Source organism: Streptomyces sp. ICC1 (assembly GCF_003287935.1).
In the GTDB taxonomy this organism is placed as follows: Bacteria; Actinomycetota; Actinomycetes; order Streptomycetales; family Streptomycetaceae; genus Streptomyces; species Streptomyces tritrimontium.
In genome coordinates this window covers 7,636,951-7,659,120 of record NZ_CP030287.1, presented here as the reverse complement: position 1 = coordinate 7,659,120, position 22,170 = coordinate 7,636,951, and the positions used below count along the sequence as shown (strand labels likewise).

Sequence of the window (22,170 nt, the reverse complement as noted above, 5' to 3'; positions counted from 1 at the left end):
CTCCAGGGAGCCGTCCGATGACGATCATCTTCCGGTTGCGTGGCTCACCGTATGGGGTGCGTTGCCCAGCGTCACGTCAGGTGGGCGGCGGGTGGATGCGCGAGGGGCGCACATCTCTCCGGCGAGCGCCGTTCTGTGAGCGCCGTCCTGTGGGTGTGGGGGTGTACTGGCCCTGCTCGGGCGGAGCGTTACGGGAGCCAGTGCGCGGGGTGCGTGAGGGAGTCCGGGAGGCGGGTCGCGGGGTTGCCCCGGGCCGCGCCCAGTTGGGCCTGGGTGAGGAAGAGGGCCTCGCGCAGGTCGGCGTCCCGCAGGTCGGTGTCGCGGAGGTCCGCGCCGATCAGGTCGGCCGTGCGCAGGTCCGCGCCGCTGAGGTCGGCGGCGATGAGGTAGGCGCCGCGCAGGTTGGCGCCGCGCAGGTCCGCGCCGGAGAGGCGGGCGCCCATCAGGTCGGCGCCGCGGTGGTTCTTCTTGCGGCCCGCCACCTTGGCCCGTACGAGTTCGCTGGTCTTCAGCAGGAGGGTGTTGACCTCCTGGCGCAGGGGGTTGATGTCGAAGTCCGCGAGGGCCCGCGGGGCCGCTTCGGTCCATCGGGCGGTGGTGGCCAGCGCGGTGCGCAGGTCCGTGTGGACCGGGCGGGCCGCCGGGAGGGGCAGGGCCTCGGTGAGGGCGAGGGCCTCGGAGAGGTAGAAGAGGAGCTCGTGCAGCTGCCGCATCAACGGGAAGACCTCGAACATCGCGCCGGCCGTGCCGGGGTGGGCGCGCCAGTCGCGGCCTTCGAAGGTGACCTGTGAGACCTGCTGGCCCGCGCCGAAGCAGTCGAAGACGGTGCAGCCCGGGAAGCCGGAGTCGCGCAGCCGGGTGTGGATGCCGCAGCGGAAGTCCTGCCGGAGGTTCTTGCAGGGGGTGCCGGCGGGCTTGTTCACGGCGAAGTCGGTGGACTTGGCGAAGGGCAGGGCGACGCAGCACAGGGCGAAGCAGTCGGCGCACTCCGCCCGCAGGACGGGGAGCTGCGGGGCCGTCGGCGGCGGGGGATCCGGCGGGGGCTTGGGGCATGGGGCTCACTGTCGCCCATGTTCGGGAGGGCGGCCGGTCACGGCACGGCGGGCACCGCGCGGGTCATCCGATCGGCGGACTGCGCGCGGCCGCCGGCGGCGGCCCGACCGCCCGGGGCGGCCCGGTACGCGCCGGCCCGACCCGGCCCGCGCCGGCCCGTCCGCGGCCCGGTACGGGGAAGCGGCCCCGCCGGAACTCTCAGCTCAGCGCGGCCCGTGGCGCACCGCTTTGAGCCACTCCTTGTTCATGGCCGCGATCGACGGCAACGGGATGCCCTTGGGGCAGGCGGTCGCGCATTCGCCGGCCAGTGTGCAGCCGCCGAAGCCTTCCGCGTCCATGGTGGCCACCATGTCCAGGACGCGGGTCTCGCGCTCCGGCGAGCCCTGCGGCAGCACGTTCAGGTGGTTGACCTTGGCGGAGGTGAAGAGCATCGCGGAGCCGTTGGGGCAGGCCGCCACACACGCCCCGCAGCCGATGCACTCGGCGTGTTCGAAGGCGAGGTCGGCGACCGGCTTGGGCACGGCGGTGGCGTGCGCCTCGGGGGCCGCGCCGGTCGGCGCGGTGATGTAGCCGCCGGCCTGGATGATCCGGTCGAAGGCGCCCCGGTCGACCACGAGGTCCTTGACGACGGGGAAGGCGGAGGCCCGCCACGGTTCGACGTCGATGGTGTCCCCGTCGGCGAAGGAGCGCATGTGGAGCTGGCAGGTGGTGGTGCGCTCCGGCCCGTGGGCGTCGCCGTTGATGACGAGGCTGCACGCGCCGCAGATGCCCTCGCGGCAGTCGTGGTCGAAGGCGACCGGGTCCTCGCCGCGCAGGATCAGGTCCTCGTTGAGGGTGTCGAGCATCTCGAGGAACGACATGTCCGTGGAGATGCCGTCGACCTCGTAGGAGGCCATGGCGCCGGGGGCGCCGGCGTGCCGCTGGCGCCAGACGCGCAGGGTGAGCTTCATGCGTAGCTCCGCTGGGTGGGGTGGACGTACTCGAAGACGAGGTCTTCCTTGTGCAGGACGGGGGCGATGCCGGTTCCGGTGTACTGCCAGGCGGCCGCGTACCCGAACTCCTCGTCGCGGCGGGCGGCTTCGCCGTCCGGGGTCTGGGACTCCTCGCGGAAGTGGCCGCCGCAGGACTCGGCGCGGTGGAGGGCGTCGAGGCACATCAGCTCGGCGAGCTCCAGGTAGTCGACGACGCGGTTGGCCTTCTCCAGCGACTGGTTGAACTCCTCGCCGCTGCCGGGCACCTTGATCCGGCGCCAGAACTCCTCGCGGATCTCCGGGATCCGGGCGAGGGCCTTGCGCAGCCCCTCCTCGGTGCGGGCCATTCCGCAGTACTCCCACATCAGTTCGCCGATCTCGCGGTGGAAGGAGTCGGGGGTGCGGTCCCCGTCGACGGCGAGCAGTCCGGCCAGGCAGTCGCGGGTCTCGCGGACGGCGGCCGCGGCCTCGGGGTGGGTGTCGTCGACCGCTTCCCGGTGCGGGTGGCGGGCCAGGTAGTCGTTGATGGTGGAGGGGAGCACGAAGTAGCCGTCGCCGAGGCCCTGCATCAGGGCGGAGGCGCCGAGGCGGTTGGCGCCGTGGTCGGAGAAGTTGGCCTCGCCGATCGCGAACAGGCCCGGGACGGTGGTCTGGAGGTCGTAGTCGACCCACAGTCCGCCCATCGTGTAGTGCACGGCGGGGTAGATCCGCATGGGGACCTCGTACGGGTTCTCCGCGGTGATCCGCTCGTACATGTCGAAGAGGTTGCCGTACTTCTCGGCGACCTTCTCCTTGCCCATGCGGCGGACGGCGTCGGCGAAGTCGAGGTAGACGCCCTCGCCGCCGGGGCCGACGCCGCGGCCCTCGTCGCAGACGTTCTTCGCGGCGCGGGAGGCGATGTCCCGGGGCACGAGGTTGCCGAAGGAGGGGTAGATCCGCTCCAGGTAGTAGTCGCGCTCCGCCTCGGGGATGTCGGCGGCGGGGCGGGTGTCGCCCTTGGCCTTGGGGACCCAGATGCGGCCGTCGTTGCGCAGCGACTCGCTCATCAGCGTGAGTTTGGACTGGTGGTCGCCGGTGCGCGGGATGCAGGTGGGGTGGATCTGGGTGAAGCAGGGGTTGGCGAAGTACGCGCCGCGCCGGTGCGCCCGCCAGACGGCGGTCGCGTTGGAGTTCATGGCGTTGGTGGAGAGGTAGAAGACGTTGCCGTAGCCGCCGCTCGCGAGGACGACCGCGTCCGCGTAGTACGTGTCGATCTTGCCGGTGACCAGGTCGCGGGCGACGATTCCGCGGGCCACGCCGTCGACGGTGATCAGGTCGAGCATCTCGGTGCGGGCGTGCATCTCGACGTTGCCGGCGGCGATCTGGCGCGAGAGGGCCTGGTAGGCCCCGAGCAGCAACTGCTGTCCGGTCTGGCCGCGGGCGTAGAAGGTGCGGGAGACCTGGACGCCGCCGAAGGAGCGGGTGTCGAGGAGGCCGCCGTACTCGCGGGCGAAGGGGACGCCCTGGGCCACGCACTGGTCGATGATCTCGACGGAGATCTGGGCGAGGCGGTGGACGTTGGACTCGCGGGCGCGGAAGTCGCCGCCCTTGACGGTGTCGTAGAAGAGGCGGTGTACGGAGTCGCCGTCGTTGCGGTAGTTCTTGGCGGCGTTGATGCCGCCCTGGGCGGCGATGGAGTGGGCGCGCCTCGGTGAGTCGGAGAAGCAGAACTGGACGACGTGGTAGCCCTGTTCGGCGAGGGTGGCACCGGCCGCGCCGCCGGCCAGTCCGGTGCCGACGACGATGACGGTGTGTCCGCGCCGGTTGGCCGGGTTGACGAGCTTGGCCTCGAATCGGCGGCGGTCCCAGCGCTCGGCGATGGGGCCTTCGGGGGCCTTGGTGTCGGTGAGCGGTTCGCCGGTGGTGTAGTCGGCGTACTCGGTGTGGGACTGATGGGGGCTGTGGGAACTTTGGGAAGTGCTCGTGCTTGCGCTCATGGTCAGCTCACCACTCCGGTCATGACGGCGACGGGTACGGACACGAAGCCCGCGAAGAGGACGAGGGCGAGGGCGTTGGCGAGGAACTTCAGGGTCCGCTCGCGCCGGGCGTTGCCCGCGCCCAGGGTCTGGGCGGCGCTCCAGAAGCCGTGGCGCACGTGCAGGCCGAGGGCCGCCATCGCCACGAGGTAGATGGTGTTGCCGTACCAGGTGGAGAAGGTGGCCAGGACGTTCTCGTACGGATGCCCCGCCCAGGCGCGCTCGTTGACGGTGAGCGTGGTGAGGTCGAGCAGGTGCCAGACGATGAAGAGGGCGAGGATGACACCGCCCCACCGCATGGTGCGGGTGGCGTAGCTCGCCCGGCGGCGCTTGTGGGCGTACTTCACCGGGCGCGCCTTGATGTCGCGGCGGCTGAGCTGGCAGGCGCAGACCGCGTGCGCGACGACGGCGGCGACCAGGGCCGCGCGGACGATCCACAGGGCCCACTCGTGGTGCAGGACGGGGGCGCCGAGGGTGCGCAGCCAGTGCGCGTAGCCGTTGAACTCCTCCGCCCCGAAGAAGATCTTGAGGTTGCCGAGCATGTGCGCGACGAGGTAGCCGAGCATGATCAGGCCGGAGACGGCCATGACGGACTTCTTGCCGACGGAGGAGTCCCAGAGCGTGCGCGTGGTGGACGGCCGTCGACCCGTCCGCGTTGCCAGAGCCATGGGACAGACCGTAGGGACGAAGGTCCCGAAAGGTCCAAGACATGGTGGAGCTGAAGTCGATAGGCAAAGCCTATGTACCCCGCTAGCCTGGGACGATGCAGTTCCAGCAGCTCGTGTACTTCGTCGCCGTCGCCGAGACCCGCCACTTCACCCGCGCGGCCGAGCGCGAGCACGTGGCCCAGCCCTCCTTGTCCCAGCAGATCAAAGCCCTGGAGCGGGAGCTGGGCGCCGAGCTGTTCAGCCGGGCGCGCGGGAACATCGCGCTCACCGACGCGGGCGAGACCCTGCTGCCGCTGGCCCGCCGGATCCTCGCGGACGCCGACACCGCGCGGCTCGAGGTGCAGGAGCTGGCGCAGCTGCGGCGCGGCCGGATCCGGCTGGGGGCCACTCCGAGCGTGTGCACGGGCCTGCTGCCGGACGTGCTGCGGGCCTTCCACTCCGCGCATCCCGGGATCGAGCTGCTGATCGAGGAGAGCGGCTCGCTCGACCTCGTGCGGGAGCTCGCGCGCGGGGCCCTGGACCTCGCGCTGATCGCCCTGCCGCTGCCGCCCTCGGCTCCGGCGCTGACCACGGTGGAGCTGCTGACGGAGGACCTGGTGGTGGTCTCCTCCGCGGCCCTCCCGGCACCGGCGGGCGGCGGCGCGCTCACCGTACGGGCGCTGCGCGACGAGCCGATGGTGATGTTCCGGCACGGCTACGACCTGCGGGACCTGACGGTGGCGGCGTGCCGGGCGGAGGGCTTCGAGCCGGTGTTCACGGTGGAGGGCGGCGAGATGGACGCCGTGCTGGGGTTCGTCCGCGCGGGGCTCGGCATCGCGGTGGTCCCGGCGATGGTGGTCGACCACGCGGGCCCGGGCCTGCGCGCCACCGCCCTGGCCGGCTCCCCGCTGCGCCGCACGATCGCCCTGGCCCACCGCACGGACGTGGCGCCCCCGCGCGCGGCCCGCGAACTCAAGCGCATGCTGCTGAGCTGAGCGCGGGCCCCTCCGGGAACGGTCCGCCACGGGCCGGTTCGAGCCCCCGCCGGGACCGGGCCGGGAGCGGGACCCCGGGCGGACCGGCCGCCCGGGGGGTGTCAGGAGGCCGTCGGCACCGCGTCGGAGAGGGACAGGGTGTGGATGCGGTCGGGGGCTCCGGGGCGGGCGTAGTACCAGCCCTGGGCCGTGTCGCAGCCCAGCGCCCGGAGCTGGGCGGCCTGGGCGCCGGTTTCCACTCCCTCGACCGTGACGGCGAGTTCGAGGCTGTGGGCCAGGGCGACGATGCCCTCCACGATCTTGACGTCGACCGGATTGGCCGGCTCCTGCTGCATCCCCTTGGTGAAGGAACGGTCCAGCTTCAGGACGCTGACGGGCAGCCGGCGCAGATTGGCAAGGTTCGAGTACCCCGTGCCGAAGTCGTCCAGGGCGATGTCCACGCCCAGGGCGGCGAGCCGGCGCAGCGGTTCGAGGAGCTCGTCGTCGGCGCCGATCAGGGCCGATTCGGTGACTTCGAGGCACAGCGTGCCCGGGGCCAGGCCCGAGGACTCCAGGACCCGGATCGTGTCGGCGACCAGGCCCGGGTGGTGCAGCTGGGTCGGCGACAGGTTGACGTTGATCCGCAGGGTGGCGCCGCCGCGCTGGTGCTGCCAGGTGCGGGCCTGGCGCACGGACTCCTCCAGCACCCAGCGCCCGAGCGGCACGATCAGCCCGGTGCGTTCGGCGAGGGGGATGAAGCGGTCCGGGCCGAGGACCCCGTGCTGCGGATGCGACCAGCGCACCAGCGCCTCCGCGCCGTGCACGCTGCCGTCGTGCATGTGCACCAGCGGCTGGTACTCGATGAAGAACTCGCCGCGTTCCAGCGCCGCGGGCAGGGCGTTGGTCAGCCCGTGCCGGGTGATGGCGCGCGCGTCGGCCTCGGCGTCCGCGAACTCGAAGCGGTTGCCGCCGGCCGCCTTGGCCCGGTACATGGTGATGTCGGCGCTGCGCAGCACCTCGGCGGGGGTGCGCTCGCGCGCCGCTCCCTCGACGATGCCGATGCTGCCCCGGACGGTCAGCTCCCGGCCCTCCAGCCGGATCGGGACCGAGAGGGCGGAGAGGATCCGGACCGCGAGCTCGGTGGCCTTCTCCTCGGTGTCGGGCCCGGTGGTCAGCGCCACGAACTCGTCTCCGCCGAGCCGGGCGACGACCTCGCCGGGGCCGGTCGCGCAGCTCTGCAGCCGGTCGGCGACCTCCACCAGCAGCCGGTCTCCCGCCGAGTGGCCGAGGCTGTCGTTGACCGCCTTGAAGCCGTCGAGGTCGAGGTAGCACAGGCCGAACCGGGTGCCGCCGGCCCCGCTGAGCGCCTTCTCCAGCCGCTCGAAGAACAGCGTCCGGTTGGGCAGGCCGGTCAGGGCGTCGTGGGTGGCCTCGTAGCGCAGGCGCAGGTTGAGCAGCCGGCGCTCGGTGGTGTCCTCCATCAGGGCCAGCTGGTACTGCGGGACGCCCTCGGCGTCGCGCAGCAGCGAGACCGTCAGGTTGGTCCACAGGACCGTCCCGTCGTGCCGGTAGTAGGGCTTCTCGACGCGGTAGCTCTCTCGTTCGCCGCGCACGAGTTCGCCGTACATCCGCCATACGTGCGGGGTGTCGTCGGGGTGGCCCCATTCGCTGACGTTGCGGCCGCGGACGTGCCCGTCCATGCCGCCGAACATCTGCAGCAGCGCGTCGTTGACCTCCAGGACGTTGCCCTCCAGGTCGGCGATGCCGATCCCGATGGCCGCGCCCTCGAAGACGGCCCGGAAGCGGGCCTCGCTGGCGTGCAGTGCCTGCTGGGCGTCGATGCGGGCGGTCAGCGCGGAGCGGGCGATGGCCTCCTGCTCCTTGAGGGTGCGCTCGCGCAGTGCGCGGGCGAACCCGGCCGCGATGCCGTGCTGGAGGCGGGCGCAGCGCGACCGGTACTCCTCGGCGCCCCCGCTTCCGTCGGCGTCGGGCCCGACCGGCCCGCAGTACAGCACCAGGTAGGACTCGACCACGCCGAGGGTGCCGGCGAGGGCCTCCGGATCCGTGCAGTGGACGGCGACGAGCTCCGTACCGACCCGCTGGCCGACGGCGGCGTCGAAGGGGCGCGCGCGCAGGGCCTCGACGAGGGTGCGGGTGAGCGGCACGAGGTGCCGTTCGAACTCGACACGGGTGAGCGAGGTCGCCGTGACGGGGAAGATCGCCCGTCCCCAGATGGTCGCGAACCGGCCGATGCGGTCCTCCAGGGCGCCCTGCGGCGCACTCGGGTCGCCCGCCGTCTGCTGTGCCGGCAGTCTCACGCCTTGCGTCCCACGCCGGCGAAGCCCGAGAAGGCGTAGGGGTCTTCGTCCGTGGTGTCGCCGTCGGGTCCGTCGGGCCCGTCGGGCCGCCAGTTCGGCATGGCCACCAGACCGGGTTCGAGCAGGTCGAAGCCCTCGAAGAAGCGCCCGATCTGCTCCGCGTCGCGCATGACGAGCGGGTTGCGGATGTCGCGGTAGACGCCGACGGTTCCGCTCGCGACCTCCTCCGAGAGCGGGATCCCCTGGTACGAGGCGTGCGTGACGATCAGGAGGCTGCCGGGGGCCAGCGCCTCGCGCAGCTCGGCGACGGCGGCGTAGGGATCGTCCGCCTCCTCCAGGAAGTGCAGGACGGCGACGAGCATCAGGGCCACGGGGCGGCTCAGGTCGAGCACCCGGCCGACCTCGGGGGCGGTCAGGATCTCCTGCGGCTTGCGCAGGTCGGCGGCGACGACGCCGGTCCGCTCGGTGTTGCCGAGGACGGCCTGGCTGTGGGCAACGGCCACCGGGTCGTGGTCGACGTAGACCACGCGCGCCTCGGGGCTGGCGGCCTGCGCGATCTCGTGGACGTTGCCGAAGGTCGGGATGCCGGAGCCGATGTCGAGGAACTGCGTGACGCCGGCGCCGACGGCGTAGCGGACGGCGCGGCGCATGAATGCCCGGTTGGCCTGCATGATCTTGGGCAGGCCCGGCATGAATTCCATGGCTCGACGGGCTGCCTGCCTGTCGACCTCGAAATTGTGGGAGCCGCCCAGGTAGTAATCGTAGATGCGGGACACACTCGGCACCGATATGTCGATGCCTGGCGGGGCCCAGGCGGGGCGCTCCATCGGGGTCTCCAAGCCGTAGTCCTGCAGCGGTCCGGACGGGGTCGGACTCCTGTCCGAGCCGAATCTACTGATCATTGCCCAACGGAGCGAGCGAAAGCGGAAATTGCCGATCCGTTCTTCGTCACACGCCAAAGGTGCGCGCGGACGGTGTTGCGGAATGACCGAAACCGACAAATACCTTTTGAGAAAAGGCAGATGCCCGATCGGACTCGATCAGGATCTGGCTCAAACCTCCGTAGCCAAGACCTCACCCGTTCAGGCGAACCAGGGGAAACCTTCCCGCGCGCGAGCGCGCGTGAACCCATGATCCCGGGGTGAAAAGAGCCTCTTCCAGGCGCCTCCTGGCGGTCCCGGTCCTGCTGTGGGCCGCCCTGTCCGCGACACCGGCCATGGCCGATAGCCGCGCCTCCGCGACGACCGACGCCGAGGACGGTGCGAGCGCCGTCAGGCTGGTCGCTTCCGCCGTCGCCACCGCGGCCGGGGGCGGTCGGGGTGGCGGACATCACGGCGTTCCAGGCGGCCCGGGCGCCCGAAGCGCCGACGACGACCGCCGGAACGGCCGCGGAAACGGCCAGGGCGGCAAAGCGAACGGCAACAGCCACGGCAACGGCAACGGCAACCAAGGGGCCCCCGGCAACAGTCACGGTCACGGCCACCACCACGGTCACGGCCACCACCACGGGGCGGACTCAGGGGTACTCCACGGGGGCGGCTGGTTAGCGTCGTGCGGTGCTCTTCGGTGCGGTAGCGGGGGCAGTCGTCAATCAGGCGAGGCCGCTTCTGGCGGTCCGATCAGGGACGGCGGGGCGGTGCCGCAGGTGGGCGGGGCTGAGGGATCTGGGCGAGTGCGTGGTGTACGTGGGCGCCGAGGCCTGCGGAGTGGGCGGGCGTGATGATCGCGGCGCTCAGGTCGCGGGAGAGGAAGGGGATCTCGCGGTACTGGCGCTCCACGGGCGTGCTGGACGCCAGGTGGGAGAAGAACTGGGCGACCAGCGGCGCGGGCACGGCGTCGGTGAAGGTGGCGCTCCAGTGCGTGTCGAACCCGTCGTAGACCGAGTGCTCGAAGGACCAGCCGACGCCGGGGCGGGGGCGGTGGTGCACCGAGCAGTGGCTGTCCGGGGAGCTGTAGGCGCTGTTGTCGGGCGCGCGGACCCACCGGTTGGTGACGGCGATCTCGCGGAGCGAGAGCCTGGTGATGGAGATCTGTTCGGCGTGACGGTGGTCGCCGAGGAGCTGCGGCAGGCTCTGGGCGACGGCCGATACCGCCTCGATCGGGGCCTGGCGGCTGATCTGGATCTGCCAGTGGGGCTCGACGTTCTCTATCTTCCACCACAGGCCGTCGGGGCTCTCGGGGGTGAAGTCCAGCGCTGCTGTGCCCTGGGGATGGGTAAGCCTCACATGCTGCTGGTTCTGTTCTGCCCGCCAGTCGAAGAGGCGGACGAGCGGCCCGATGACGTCGGTGATCTTGTCGGTACCCGCGCCGGCCAGGTAGCGCGGGGAGACGAGGACGCGATCGGTGGGGGCGAGGCCGGTCACCTGCGCCCCGGGCTTCGCGGTGTGGGCGGCGAGGCTGCGGGTGCCGTGTCGGTGGGGTGAGGTGCCCCGACGACGCCTGCTGGCGGACCGAGGACTTCAGGCCGTGCCGCATGCGCCTTCGGCGTCGTGGTCACGCCGGGACTACCCGCTGCCCGGGCGATCAGCTGTTGGTCCTCGCGTCGCGCGGCGAACGAGGCCAGGCGATGGGACAGGCGCTGTGCCAGCCGGTGGTACGTCTTCGCCGCTCGATCCAGTTCCTCGGTGGCCTCACTCAGCCTGCTGCGGCTCGCCGCGGGGGTCTCATCAGCGTCGTCGTACAGCAGGACTTCGGTGCGGCGGTGGATGGCGAGCGTGCACAGGGTGGCGGCGAGAGATATCTGGGTTGTGGCTTCGACGAGTTCGGCGAGGTTCTCGTGGCCGTCCTTCATGGCGGCGTACTGGCTGGTCGACAGCGTGAGGGCCTGCTGGGTGCACTGCATCGCGAAGTCCTGTACGCGGACGGCGGTCGGCCCGATCTCGCGAAGGGGTTTGGCTATCTCTCCCGCCCTCACGCTCTCCACCTCCTCGCGCAGGGCCTTCAGAGTGGGGGCCACCTGGCCGAGGAAGCGGGTCTGTTCTGCAAGGTCGATGATCTGCAAGGCGAACTCTCATGGGGTATCGGGCACAGGTTGGGTTCCAGGGCGCGGGCACGAAGGTGTCGACGCTGGTGCCTACGGGCGGTCCGGGGCGTTGTCGCGCATCCCGGCTAGCGGGTGCGGGCCGCCGGTGGGCGGACCGGACGTACGGGAGCGGAAGCCGGAGCGGGCAGTGGGACCGGGCCGAGGCTGTCGAGGGCCTGGCGGCCAGTGGGAGTGAGGTGCAGTCGCTGGCCCGTCACGAGGGTGGTGGCGGAACTACGCTTCACCAGATCTTGCGCCTCCAAGGCCTCCACCGTGCGCATGGTGAACCGGTGAGGGCCGGGCTGGCCGGACAGGGCCAGCTTGTGCCTGCTCAGATACACGGTGATCTCGTGCTCGGCGATGACCTGGAGCGCGCGGTGCTGGGCGTCGTTCAACTTGGCCGGGACCCGGGGTGGGGATGGTTGCGGACCGCGGTCGGAGTTCGTGTCTGCCGGCGAAGGGTCGGGGCGCCCGGGTGCGTCGTCCATTGCGGGCGGCCGGGTTGGGGAGCTGGGCGCTGACGACGGCTGGGGGGCGGTCGCGTCCGGCCTTATGTGGTCGCGGGCCTCGGACAGTGCCCGGCGGATGACGGGCAGGTGCTCATCGGTGGCCTCGTAGAAGTCGAAGCGGTCCATGGCGTCGTCGACCGTGCCGTACGGGGTGGGCTCGCAGGCGATGGTTAGGGGGGCGAGGATCTTCGTATAGCCGGACAGCGCCTCGGCCAGCGAGACCGTCGTCATCGAAAGGATGTGGGTCGGCCGCCAGATGCTGGGCTCGGGGTGACGGCGGGCGTGGTCGCTGTGGGCGTGAGCCTCGTCGGCTACCCGTGCGAGGAGTGCACTGACTTGGCTGATGTGCCGTGTGACGGTGCTGACGGAGACGTGGTCGATGCCAATCGGGTGCCGGCGAAGATCCTCGATGATGTCGTCGATGAAGTCAGACAGGCCGGGGTATTCCAGGGGCGGCGGGTGCGAATCAGGCACAGGGCTCCTTCTGTTCGAGGGGGCAGGCTGTCGGGGGCCAGGGCGAGACCCCTCCCGGTGTCTTCGGGAAGGTCACTGCGACCGGCACGGAGCGTGCTTCGGCGAGCGGTCCGGGTTGTTCACGCCGCCTTCCCGAAGCCGTCCTTCTGTGGCGAGGCTTTGGCGACCGCTCGGTCGGTGATGCCCTTGGACGCGGCGGCGGAAGCGGCGGCGAGGGTGCCGGCGCCGGGCTCCAGGTACCAGGGGCGCAGGTCGAGCATGGCTGCGCGCATGCCGGTGGCGAAGCAGAGCGCGGTTCCCTTGGGGAGGGCGCGGATCGCGTCCGCGGGAAGGATCCGCTCCTGGCGCATGCTGATGCTGGTGGACTTCCCCGAGTCGGAGATGGAGGTGGACTTCGTCTCGACGTCGTGGTCACCGATCAGCCTGCTGAGCTTGTCGGCGAAGTCCGGGTCGTCGATGCCGGAGCCGATCACCTTCACGGTGGACGCGGACCACATGGCGTCCATGCCTGCGTCGCCCCAAACCTTCTGCCCCTGCCGGTAGGACTGCAGGATGGTGATCGGGATGATCCCGCGGGACCCGAGGTGGGAGTACAGGTCGGGGAGGTCACTGATCTTGCACACGTTGGCGGCCTCGTCGAGGATCGCAAGCATGGGCGGGTCCAGGCGTCCGCCGGCCCGTTCGGCCTGGGTGGTCGCGGCCCGCATCACGGAGTCCGCGCACGCGGCGATCAGCGCACTGGCTCCGCCGCCTCCGTCCTTCGACAGCAGGTACAAGGTGTCCTTGCTGGTCACGAAGTCGGCGGGCTTGAACTCGGCGACCCCCTTCTGAGGGGTGACCCACGCGGCGATCTCGCTGTTCAGGAGCGCCGAGGCGTACTGCCTCGCGGTCTCGTAGATGCCGTCGCGGGTCTCCGGCGGGCCTTCGACGGTGCCCTTGAGCTGTGCGGCGACGGCCGAGAACCCGTGGTCGCGGAGGATGTCCAGAGGCCTGCGGTCGGCGGGGAAGGCCAGCCACTGCATGACGTCGGTGATGGGGCGTTCGTCGAGAGCTGCGGCCAGGAACAGTTGGCTCAGGATGTTGGATCCGGCCTTGGACCAGAAGTCGCCCTGCTGGGAGGCATCCACGCTCGCGGCGAGGAAGTGCCCGGCCAACCTACCGGCCCCATCTAGGGACTTGGCGGTGGCGAGCGGGTTCCACCACATCTCACGGGCCGCGTGGGCGATCTGCTGCGGATCCATGCTCCAGGTCCGGCCGTCCTCCCCGCGGGCGTCGAGGGTGGCGGTGTAGGCGTCACCGGCTGCTTTGTTCGAGGTGAGCAGCACGGGGCCGGGGGCGGCGAGGATCGCGGGAATTGCCAGGCAGGTCGTCTTGCCGGATCGGGGGGCCATGATCGCGACCGCGACGTCCTCGAAGCCCATCCGGACCTCGGAGCGGCTGCCCTGCAGGTTGCCGAGCAGGACGCCGGTGTCGGAGGCGTCGATGGCCTTGACCTCCTTCAGGCTGGGCCGCAGGGAGCGGGCTTTGGCGGTGATGGCCTTGGCGAGCAGCGGCTCGATGTCCCTCTGCTTGGCCATCCCGGCGACACGCTTCCTCTTCCCGCTGGTGCCCCGGCGCCGGGACCACCACAGGTATCCGAAGACGGTGAGGGTGAGGAGAACCGCGGTGGGGAGAACGCGGGTTCCGATCAGCAGGGACGTTTCTCCTGCCGCGGGCCATAGGCGTTCGGGGTGGAGAAGTGCTTCCGCTGGCTGGTAGGGGACCCAGGGGCCGCTGCCGGTGACCCAGGCGGTCGCGTTGCCGCCCAGCCAGGCCAGGGTGGACAGAGGCAGGGCGACGGCGAAGGCGCCGAGGAGGGCCTTGGAGGCTATGTCGTAGCCGTCGGAGTTGGAGTTGGGGGAGGTGCTGGACAAGAGGGCGGTTCCAGGGGAAGGGGGCGGTGGGCGTCTACCGGCGGGGTGTTGCCGGGCTGGTGTCCCGGCCGGGGTGCGCGGGAACGGGAACGGCGGCCGGCCGGGACTGACTGCGCCGGAAGGCCGTGTGGATGTCGAGGACGGCCTGGCCGTGCAGGGCCCATTCGTCCAGGTAGTGCCAGGCCTCGGCGTTCCGCTCGGCGAGCGGAACGCCGTACTCCTCGACCCCGGGCCGTACAGACTCCGGCAGGGTGGCGCGCAACTTGAGCCACTCGCTCTGCAGGGCACTGATCCGTTCCTGGGCGGTGCGGAGGGCGCCGATCTGCCAGGCCCAGCGCTGGTGGAGGCTCCGCTTCGGAAGCTTCTGCAGCTGGACCTCGGCTGTGGCGACTAGGCCGCCGGCACCGGAGCGGATCCGATTGAAGGACCGCCACGTGTCGGCGTCGCGCTGGGCTTGGCGAAACCCGTAGGCCCTCTCGTCGTGCGGCCAGCCGTCGGGGTCGCTGTGCTTGTCGGAGTAGGTGTCCCAGGCAGCGAGGATCTGCTCCGCCTCGCGGAGGTAGAGGGCGAGCTGGCCCAGGAGGAGTTGGTGCCCGGCGTGGGGGTCGGGATTTGTCACGGGTCCTTCGGGGATGGGGAGTTCGTGGCCGGCGGCTACCGGGCGGGCCTGGGCGATGAGGCGGTGGGAAGTGCGGGCGCGGCCACGGCGGTGGTCGTGAGGCGCGGCTTGGGCCGGTGGCGGCGGGCCTCCGCCAGGCGCTTCTTGTGTGCGCCGACGACCTCGGAGCCGATCGCGAACTCCGGGCCCTGCGTCAGGTGGGCACTGTCGTTGATCTTGAATCGGGCGCGCAGTACCGGCGTGGGGTTGGAGATCGCCTCGGCGACGGCGGCCAGCAGGTGAGCGGGGGTCGCCGCGTCGAGGTGGGCCCGCCAGATGCGTTGCTCCGGGCCGTACTGACCGAAGTGGTGGGCGGCCTCGATCTCCCAGCCCATGACGCCCAGGGAGGGCGAGACGTACAGCTCCACCTGGACGATGGCGTCGGGCGAGGTCAGCCTCTGCGAGCCGGTCTCGGACGTGGTGTGTTCCCAGCCGCGGCCGGTGAGGACGTCGATCACGGAGGGGGCTGGTTCTTCGGGCTCGGGCCGGATGAGTGCGTCGGTCAGGCCGGCCACGATCTCCGCGGGGGTGTCGCCGTTGAACGTGGCGGACCAGAAGCCGGACCCGTAGTTGTTGTCGATGCGCCACCAGCGGTGAAAGCTGCTGGGCGTCGGCGTGAGGTCGAGCCGGAAGGCGTAGTCGGGGCTGGTCATCCGAATCGCCGGGTGCAGCGGGTCGGAGTCCAGACTCCATCCGCGGGCCCGCAGGGCGTGGGTGACGTGGCGGGGGTCTCCTGCGTCGGCGAGGTAGCGCGGGGTGATGGCCGAGCCGAGGTTCTCGTGGTCGTGGGCGAAGGCGGCGAGCTGCCGGTCGGTGATGGACAGAGGGGACGGCTCCTTGAAGACCGGTCGGGGTGGCGCTGTCAGCGCCGGGGCCCGGCGGCGATGGGCGCCGCCGGGGCCGAGCTGGGGATTGGCTGGGTCGTGAGGGCGGTACGCCGGTTGCGTACGGCGGCGGCACGGGCTTGGGCCAGGCGCGCGGCGTGCTGCTTCGCGAGGTCGTTGCCCTGGCGGCCACCGGGTTTCTGGGTGACGAGGTGGCTGTGCGGGACGTCGAACTCGGCCCGTGCGACCGGCGCGGGATCGACCAGTGCGGTGGCAAACGCGGCGGCAAGGTGTGGGGCGTTTCCGAGGTGGGCCTCCCACACCGTTTCCTGCCCGCCGAGGCTGTCGGGGAGCAGGGCGCAGGCGATGAAGCCGGTGTTCCAGCTGGTCGTCCTGTTCCACCGACGGAGTTGCATGATGCCGTCGGGGTGTTCGGCGAGCTCGTGGCCGCGCTCGTCCCTGGTGTAACTCCAGCCCGCCGCTGTGAGGGTGGACCACACGTCGGGGGCGGTCTGGGGTATGGGCGCGAGGAGGGCGTCGGTGAATCCGGCGAGGATCTCGACCGGGGTGTTCCCGCCGAACTGGGCATACCAGTTCTCGGTGTCGCTGGTGCAGCTGATCCGCCACCATTTGGAGTACGACTCGTTCTCCGGTTCCAGGGCCAGGGCGTAACGCTGGTCGGGGCTGGCCAGGATCACGTGCGGGTAGTCCGGGTCGGAGTGGTTGGACCACCCTGCTGCACGCAGAGCTTGGGTGATGTGGCGGGGGTCGCCGCGACCCGCGAGGTGGCGGGGGCTGGTCTCGAACCAGATCCGGCTGTGCGGTTCGTCGGCGCGGGTGTGGATGAAGGGCCGCTGGCTCAGGACGTCGCTCCCGGCGTGTCGTCGATGACAGTGTCCAGACGGCGGACCTCCCAGTGCAGCGAGTACCACTGCATGATCTCGGTGGCCGCTTCGCGGAGGGTGGCGACCACCGAGCTGACCTCCTCGCTGTACGGGTCGGCGTCGGTGGCGATGGCTCGGGCGGATGCGCGCAGGACGTCGGACAGGAGCATCGGGATGCCGAGGTCTTCGTCGACAAGCGGTATCAGCAGCGTCAGGACCTCGTCGGTGGGCGGCTCGGACCGCAGGTGGTCCCTGAGCTCCAGGAGGATGTCGACGGCCTGGTCGATCTTCTCCGGAAGGGGGGCATTGGAGAGTGCCGTCATGGGGTTCCTCGGTGGTCGTGGTGTGGGCCGGGCGGTCAGCGGCGGGACTTGCTTGCGCCGGCTGACGTGTAGGGGCTGGCGGGAGTGCGCTGGCGGGGGCGGGCGGCGCTCCAGGAGTTGCGGGCCCAGGTGGCGGCGCGGGCGGCGGTGATCCGGGCCTGCTGCCAGCCTCCGAGTTCGGAGGGGCGTACGGACACCGAAGTGGTGCGGATCCACTTCGTTGCGGGGACCTCGCCGCGTTGGCGCAGGACCGGAGTCGGGTCCGACAGAGCGGCCGAGAAGCCCTGGACGAGGTGCATCGGCGTCGTCGGGGTGAAGACCGCGTCCCAGGCCCGGCCGTGCTCGGTGCGGGCCCCGGCCCACCAGTGCGCCTGGCCGGGTTCGCTCTGGTGGAACTGCAGCCAGGCATTACGGTCCGGCGACACGGCGGTGAAGTGCTGCCCGCGTTCGGTCTCCCACCCGTTCTCCTCCAGCGGAGCCCACACGTTTGGGGCATGGGCCGAGCGGGACTTGGTCAGGGTGTCGGTGAAGCCCGCGACGATCTCGATCGGCACGGCCATGGTGAACGTGGCGTGCCAGGCCGGCTGCTGCCCCACAGCCTTTCCGGAGATGGTCCAGCCACCGGGCATCGCCGTCGGGTCGAAGCCGACCCGCACCGTGCGGTCGGGGCTGTCGAAGGCGATTGGGCCGCCGGTGCGGGAGATGTCCTTCCAGCCGGAGGCGCGCAGGTACTCGGCGACGAAGCGGAGATCGCCTCCGCCTCCGAGGTGGCGGGGCTCGACCAGGTAGTGCTGCTGCGGCTGGTCGGCGGTCGGCCCCCAGCCTGTCCAGGTCTTCTTCACCGGTGCCTCCTGGCGACGAGAGCCGAGGCTGTGGCCGGAATCGGGGTGCTTGCCGGGGCTTGAGCGAGTCGGCGGAGGTCTTCCGTGTGGTCGTCGAGGTCGAGGCCGATGTCGTGGAGCTCATTCGCGGCCCGGCCGAGGGCGAGCCATGCCTCGGGCGGCAGTACTCCGGCGGTCGCCCGGTCCTGGGCGAAACGCGATCCGGTGACCATCAAGGTGGTCAGCTGTCCGAGGATGCCGTCTTCGTGGTCAAGGACCTGGCTGAGGGTCCGGGCTGCCTGGCGGGGCGGAGCCGTGACCAGGTGTTCGTTGAGCAGTGCGATCTGCTGTGCGATGTGCCGGGTCAGGGCGTCTGGGTCGTGGATGGTCATGCTCCTCCTGGTCTCTCGGCGGTGGTGCCTGTACGCCGGGACTCGTCCAGCACTCCGAACGGGCCAGTGGCGAGCGGGTTGTGTCGGCCGACTGAGCCGGCGGTCACTGTGCGGAGGTAGCGGCGTAGCAGGAAGACGGCCAGGCGTGGGCGGCGGGCCCGGCACGGCACCTCGCCGCGTTGTCGGACCACACCGGTACGTCCAGTACGAGGCGTGGTCCTCCGCCTTGCGATGCACCGCACCGGACACCGCGACCCGGCAAACCTTTCCGGTCACAGCACTAGCCCACCCCCGGGCCGCCGCCGCCGTCCAAAGGTCCCGTCCCGCCGGGCCCCTCGGCCCGACCTCCGGCGAGGGGCCGGGCCCGCAACGGGCCGAGCCCGCCCTCCGGGGGGAGGGCGGGCTCGGCGGGAGCACTGCGGCCGCGGCCCCGGACCTGACCGCGGGGGCGGCCGGACCGGGGCGCCGGACTACGGCAGGGGGTTGTAGATGAAGGACTCGTGCGCGTTGGACTGGCCGATCGCGGTGAAGCCGGAGCCGTTGGACTGCGCGCCGTTGTTCTGGTTGGACGCGCCGAAGCCGGAGGCGACCTGCTGGGCGGTGGAGGAGTTTCCGAGGTTGCTGCCTCCGACCCCGCTGCCCAGGATGCCGGCGAGGGCCGCGTTCGACGCGGTCCCGGCCGCACCGGCCCCGTTGTCGGCCTGGGCCACGCCCGAGAGGAGCGCGAAGGCGAGGGGGAGCGATGCGACAGCCGCCATCACACGGATGCTGCGGGTGCTTGCCATGTTTCTAGTCCTCCAGTTAAGCAAAAAGGCTGTGGTCCAAGGCGGTTGGCCGAACCGCCGGGTGCGGACGCGACGTCGTGCCCCCACCCTGCCGCAGGTGATCATCAAGAAACCAGCCCAGACCGCCTGGTTCCCTCTCAAGCGTGATCAACTTGTCGCCAAACCTCATATCCCACCCAATTTCGAACTCAGTTACTGGCGTAACCCACCCATGCGGCGGAGGGCGACGGCGACGGCAACGCGGACGGCCCGGGGACCCGATGCCGAGCATCGGGTCCCCGGGCCGTCCGGGGTCACGCGGAGGGGCGAAGGCGCCGGGAGGGCCTCGTCAGCACTCGATGACGTTGACCGCGAGGCCGCCGCGGGCGGTCTCCTTGTACTTGACCTTCATGTCCGCGCCGGTCTCCTTCATGGTCTTGATGACCTTGTCGAGGGACACCTTGTGCGAGCCGTCGCCGCGCATCGCCATCTTGGCCGCGGTGACGGCCTTGACCGCCGCCATGCCGTTGCGCTCGATGCAGGGGATCTGGACGAGCCCGCCGACCGGGTCGCAGGTCAGGCCGAGGTTGTGCTCCATGCCGATCTCGGCCGCGTTCTCGACCTGCTCCGGGGTGCCGCCCAGGACCTCGGCCAGCGCGCCGGCCGCCATCGAGCAGGCCGAGCCGACCTCGCCCTGGCAGCCGACCTCGGCGCCGGAGATCGACGCGTTCTCCTTGAAGAGCATGCCGATCGCGCCCGCGGCGAGGAGGAAGCGGACCACGCCGTCCTCGTCCGCGCCCGGCACGAAGTTCATGTAGTAGTGCAGGACCGCCGGCAGGACGCCCGCGGCGCCGTTCGTCGGGGCGGTGACGACGCGGCCGCCGGCCGCGTTCTCCTCGTTGACCGCCATCGCGTAGATCGTCGCCCACTCGCTGCGGTGCATCATCGGGTCGCCCTCGGTGCGCAGCTGGCGCGCCGTGGAGGCGGCCCGGCGCTTGACCCGCAGACCGCCGGGGAGGATGCCCTCGCGGGACATGCCGCGCGAGACGCAGGACTGCATGACGCGCCAGATCTCCAGCAGGCCCTCGCGGATCTCGTCCTCGGTGCGCCAGGCCTTCTCGTTCTCCAGCATCATCGAGGAGATCGACAGGCCGGTCTCGTTCGCGAGGCGGAGCATCTCGTCGCCGCTGCGGAAGGGGTACTTCAGCGGGGTGTCGTCGAGCTTGATCCGGTCCTCGCCGACCGCGTCCTCGTCCACGACGAAGCCGCCGCCGACCGAGTAGTACGTCTTCTCCAGCAGCGGGGTGCCCGCCTCGTCGTACGCGAAGAGCGTCATGCCGTTCGCGTGGTACGGGAGCGAGCGCCGGCGGTGCAGGATCAGCTGGTTCGGCTCGTCGAAGGGGATCTCGTGGCCATCGCCTATCTCGGTGCCCAGCAGGCGCAGGCGGCCGGTGGTGCGGATGCGCTCGACCTCGGCGTCGGCGGTCTCCACGTTCACGGTGCGGGGGGAGTGGCCCTCCAGGCCCAGCAGGACCGCCTTGGGGGTGCCGTGGCCGTGGCCGGTGGCGCCCAGCGAGCCGAAGAGCTCGGCCCGGACCGCGGCCGTCTGGGCGAGGACGCCGTCCTTCTTGAGCCGGGTCACGAACATGCGCGCGGCGCGCATCGGTCCGACGGTGTGGGAGGAAGAGGGACCGATGCCGATCGAGAAGAGATCGAAGACGGAGATGGCCACGGTTGCGGACTCCTATGTCTGCTCGTGGGTGGGAAGCGGGGCAGGAGGGGTGGATCTGCGGATTTTGTCCGGCAGACGAGCTTAACGCGGTGAGGTGAACAGCTCGGCTGCCGGACGGGTCGGGAAGGCGGGGATCAGGCGTGGGTCAGTTCGCGCTCCGGTGCGCCGGCCGCCGCGGACGCCTCGACGGCGCCGTCGCCGTCGCCGTCCAGGATCGGGTCCGGGCCCGGCAGGCCCGCGTGGTGGGCCTTGACGCCGGAGCGTACGGCCCAGAAGTAGAAGCCCAGGGCCGAGACGGCCACGATGGCGATGTCCAGGCCGCCCGGGATGAGCCCGTTGCCGCCGAATTCCTTGCTGCCGAGCGCGGAGAGCGTGCCCAGCCACAGCAGGAAGGCGATCATCCACCAGGCCGGGGCGAACTGCTTGAGCAGGCTCTTCTCGCCCTTGCGCTTGAGCACGACGGCCGCGATCGGGGCGGCGACCAGGGTGAGCAGGACGACCTTGCCGGTGTCCGGCCACTTCGACCAGTACAGGGCGCAGGCGGCGAAGGCGAAGGTGATCGGGCAGAGGATCTTGGCGGCCGGGAGGCGGAAGGGGCGCGGCAGCTCGGGCTTGGTCTTGCGGAAGACGCCGACCGCGATCGGGCCGATCAGGTACGAGACCACCATCGCGGCGGAGACGACGCTGGCCAGGGCCTCCCAGCTGTGGCCGACGGTGACCAGGAGCAGGATCGAGAAGCCGAGGTTCAGCCACATCGCGGGACGGGCGGTGCCGTACTTGGGGTGGACCTCGCGGATCTTCTTCGGGAAGAAGCCGGTCTCCGCGAGGTTCTGCGCCATGTACGAGGCCGAGGCGACGTTGCCGATGTTGGCGCCGGAGGGCGAGATGAAGGCACCGAACTGGAGCATCGTGACGACCCAGTGCAGCATCAGCATCTTGGCCAGGTCGGCGAACGGCGAGGAGAAGTTGATGCCGCTCCAGCCGCCGGCCTCGGCCAGCTTCTCCGGCGGGACACCGCCGATGAAGGCGATCTGCAGGGCCAGGTAGATGACCAGGCCGAGGGAGAGCGCGCCGACCAGGGCCAGCGGAATGGCGCGGCCGGGGTTCTTCGCGGCGCCGCCGAGGTTGACGACGGCCTGGAAGCCGTTGAAGGCGAAGACCACGCCGGAGGTGGTGACGGCGGTCATGACCGCGGGCCAGCCGTTGGGTGCGAAGCCGCCGTGGTCGGTGAAGTTCCCCGTGTGGAAGCCGGAGGCGATCAGGGCGATCACGGCGAGCACCGGGATGGCGAACTTGACCAGGGTGAGCAGGTTGTTCGCCTTGGCGAGCAGCGCGACCGACCAATAGCAGGCCAGCCACAGCGCGACGGTGAGGAACAGCGCCATCGCCATGCCGGAGGTCGTCAGGCCGCCGTTCTCGACCAGCCCCTTGGCCCAGCCGAAGTTCCAGGAGGACATGTACTGCGTACCGGCGATGGACTCGATCGGGATCAGCGCGGCGATGGCGATCCAGACCGCCCAGCCGGTCATGAAGCCCAGCACGGGCCCGTGCGAGATGGTGCCGAAGCGGGCCATCGAGCCGGGCAGCGGGTAGGCGGCGCCCACCTCCGCGTAGGACATGGCGATCATGCCGATGAAGACGGCGCCGATGATCCAGGCGACGATGGCCGCCGGCCCCGCGACCGCGGCGGCCTGGCCGGCCCCGAAGAGCCACCCCGAGCCGAAGATCGAGCCGAGACCGATCATGATCAGCGCGAAGAGACTGAGTCCCTTCCTGTTGGCTGCGCTCATGTCCATGAGGTGTGCTGTCCGTCCTGCCGGGGAGACCGTCGGGTCCGGTCACTCCTTTATCTGCAGCCTATTTGCCATGAAATTAA

Annotated in this window: 20 protein-coding genes; 1 reads left to right on the top strand and 19 read right to left on the bottom strand. The window is 71.0% G+C overall.

The window, feature by feature from the left end; translation table 11 throughout:
• Window positions 1-188 precede the first annotated feature (188 nt).
• From DRB96_RS35765 to DRB96_RS35750, 4 genes are all read right to left on the bottom strand, one after another.
• Window positions 189-998, bottom strand: a complete 810-nt coding sequence (locus tag DRB96_RS35765) for a pentapeptide repeat-containing protein (RefSeq protein ID WP_112452160.1) — start codon at window positions 996-998, stop codon at window positions 189-191.
• 258 nt (window positions 999-1,256) lie between these two features.
• Window positions 1,257-2,003, bottom strand: a complete 747-nt coding sequence (locus DRB96_RS35760; RefSeq protein ID WP_112452159.1) for a succinate dehydrogenase/fumarate reductase iron-sulfur subunit — start codon at window positions 2,001-2,003, stop codon at window positions 1,257-1,259.
• Window positions 2,000-4,000 (bottom strand): fumarate reductase/succinate dehydrogenase flavoprotein subunit, encoded by a 2,001-nt coding sequence (locus tag DRB96_RS35755; RefSeq protein WP_112452158.1) that lies wholly within the window; start codon window positions 3,998-4,000, stop codon window positions 2,000-2,002. Before DRB96_RS35755 ends, DRB96_RS35760 begins: the two co-directional genes overlap by 4 nt.
• A gap of 2 nt (window positions 4,001-4,002) precedes the next feature.
• On the bottom strand, window positions 4,003-4,707 hold the full coding sequence (locus DRB96_RS35750; RefSeq protein ID WP_112452157.1) for a succinate dehydrogenase: 705 nt from the start codon (window positions 4,705-4,707) through the stop codon (window positions 4,003-4,005).
• A 95-nt stretch (window positions 4,708-4,802) separates the two neighbouring features.
• On the opposite strand from DRB96_RS35750, the gene DRB96_RS35745 reads away from it, so the two are divergent.
• On the top strand, window positions 4,803-5,681 hold the full coding sequence (locus DRB96_RS35745) for a LysR substrate-binding domain-containing protein (protein ID WP_112452156.1): 879 nt from the start codon (window positions 4,803-4,805) through the stop codon (window positions 5,679-5,681).
• 101 nt (window positions 5,682-5,782) lie between these two features.
• On the opposite strand, the gene DRB96_RS35740 is transcribed toward DRB96_RS35745, so the two are convergent.
• The 15 genes from DRB96_RS35740 to DRB96_RS35670 form a co-directional block, all read right to left on the bottom strand.
• Window positions 5,783-7,978 (bottom strand): EAL domain-containing protein, encoded by a 2,196-nt coding sequence (locus DRB96_RS35740; RefSeq protein WP_112452155.1) that lies wholly within the window; start codon window positions 7,976-7,978, stop codon window positions 5,783-5,785.
• Window positions 7,975-8,805 carry an SAM-dependent methyltransferase gene (locus tag DRB96_RS35735; RefSeq protein ID WP_112454153.1) on the bottom strand — a complete coding sequence of 277 codons (831 nt, stop codon included), beginning with the start codon at window positions 8,803-8,805 and terminating at the stop codon, window positions 7,975-7,977. The genes DRB96_RS35740 and DRB96_RS35735 overlap by 4 nt, the downstream gene beginning before the upstream one ends.
• Window positions 8,806-9,597: 792 nt before the next feature.
• Window positions 9,598-10,341: a DUF317 domain-containing protein gene (locus DRB96_RS43385; RefSeq protein ID WP_162688851.1), complete on the bottom strand. Its 744-nt coding sequence runs from the start codon at window positions 10,339-10,341 to the stop codon at window positions 9,598-9,600.
• The gene (locus tag DRB96_RS35725; RefSeq protein WP_112452154.1) at window positions 10,338-10,979 is read right to left on the bottom strand and encodes a hypothetical protein; all 642 of its coding nucleotides are present in this window, start codon (window positions 10,977-10,979) and stop codon (window positions 10,338-10,340) included. Before DRB96_RS35725 ends, DRB96_RS43385 begins: the two co-directional genes overlap by 4 nt.
• A 107-nt stretch (window positions 10,980-11,086) precedes the next feature.
• Entirely contained in the window at window positions 11,087-11,983 is an 897-nt protein-coding gene (locus DRB96_RS35720; protein WP_112452153.1) for a hypothetical protein, read from the bottom strand.
• A gap of 119 nt (window positions 11,984-12,102) precedes the next feature.
• Window positions 12,103-13,896 (bottom strand): type IV secretory system conjugative DNA transfer family protein, encoded by a 1,794-nt coding sequence (locus tag DRB96_RS35715; protein ID WP_112452152.1) that lies wholly within the window; start codon window positions 13,894-13,896, stop codon window positions 12,103-12,105.
• A gap of 34 nt (window positions 13,897-13,930) precedes the next feature.
• A complete protein-coding gene (locus DRB96_RS44015) occupies window positions 13,931-14,515 on the bottom strand; it encodes a hypothetical protein (RefSeq protein ID WP_204357901.1) in 585 nt (194 codons plus the stop codon).
• 35 nt (window positions 14,516-14,550) lie between these two features.
• Window positions 14,551-15,207 carry a DUF317 domain-containing protein gene (locus DRB96_RS35705; RefSeq protein WP_112452151.1) on the bottom strand — a complete coding sequence of 219 codons (657 nt, stop codon included), beginning with the start codon at window positions 15,205-15,207 and terminating at the stop codon, window positions 14,551-14,553.
• A gap of 209 nt (window positions 15,208-15,416) precedes the next feature.
• Window positions 15,417-16,076, bottom strand: a complete 660-nt coding sequence (locus DRB96_RS35700) for a DUF317 domain-containing protein (RefSeq protein ID WP_239516493.1) — start codon at window positions 16,074-16,076, stop codon at window positions 15,417-15,419.
• Window positions 16,077-16,237: 161 nt separating this feature from the next.
• Window positions 16,238-16,585, bottom strand: a complete 348-nt coding sequence (locus tag DRB96_RS35695) for a hypothetical protein (protein WP_112452150.1) — start codon at window positions 16,583-16,585, stop codon at window positions 16,238-16,240.
• Window positions 16,586-16,620: 35 nt separating this feature from the next.
• Window positions 16,621-17,427, bottom strand: coding sequence for a DUF317 domain-containing protein (locus tag DRB96_RS35690; protein WP_112452149.1), 807 nt, complete (start codon window positions 17,425-17,427; stop codon window positions 16,621-16,623).
• The gene (locus DRB96_RS35685; protein ID WP_112452148.1) at window positions 17,424-17,798 is read right to left on the bottom strand and encodes a hypothetical protein; all 375 of its coding nucleotides are present in this window, start codon (window positions 17,796-17,798) and stop codon (window positions 17,424-17,426) included. Before DRB96_RS35685 ends, DRB96_RS35690 begins: the two co-directional genes overlap by 4 nt.
• A gap of 470 nt (window positions 17,799-18,268) precedes the next feature.
• Window positions 18,269-18,583 carry a hypothetical protein gene (locus DRB96_RS35680; RefSeq protein ID WP_112452147.1) on the bottom strand — a complete coding sequence of 105 codons (315 nt, stop codon included), beginning with the start codon at window positions 18,581-18,583 and terminating at the stop codon, window positions 18,269-18,271.
• A gap of 328 nt (window positions 18,584-18,911) precedes the next feature.
• Entirely contained in the window at window positions 18,912-20,294 is a 1,383-nt protein-coding gene (locus tag DRB96_RS35675) for an L-serine ammonia-lyase (RefSeq protein ID WP_112452146.1), read from the bottom strand.
• A gap of 134 nt (window positions 20,295-20,428) precedes the next feature.
• On the bottom strand, window positions 20,429-22,090 hold the full coding sequence (locus DRB96_RS35670) for an APC family permease (RefSeq protein ID WP_112452145.1): 1,662 nt from the start codon (window positions 22,088-22,090) through the stop codon (window positions 20,429-20,431).
• Window positions 22,091-22,170 lie beyond the last annotated feature (80 nt).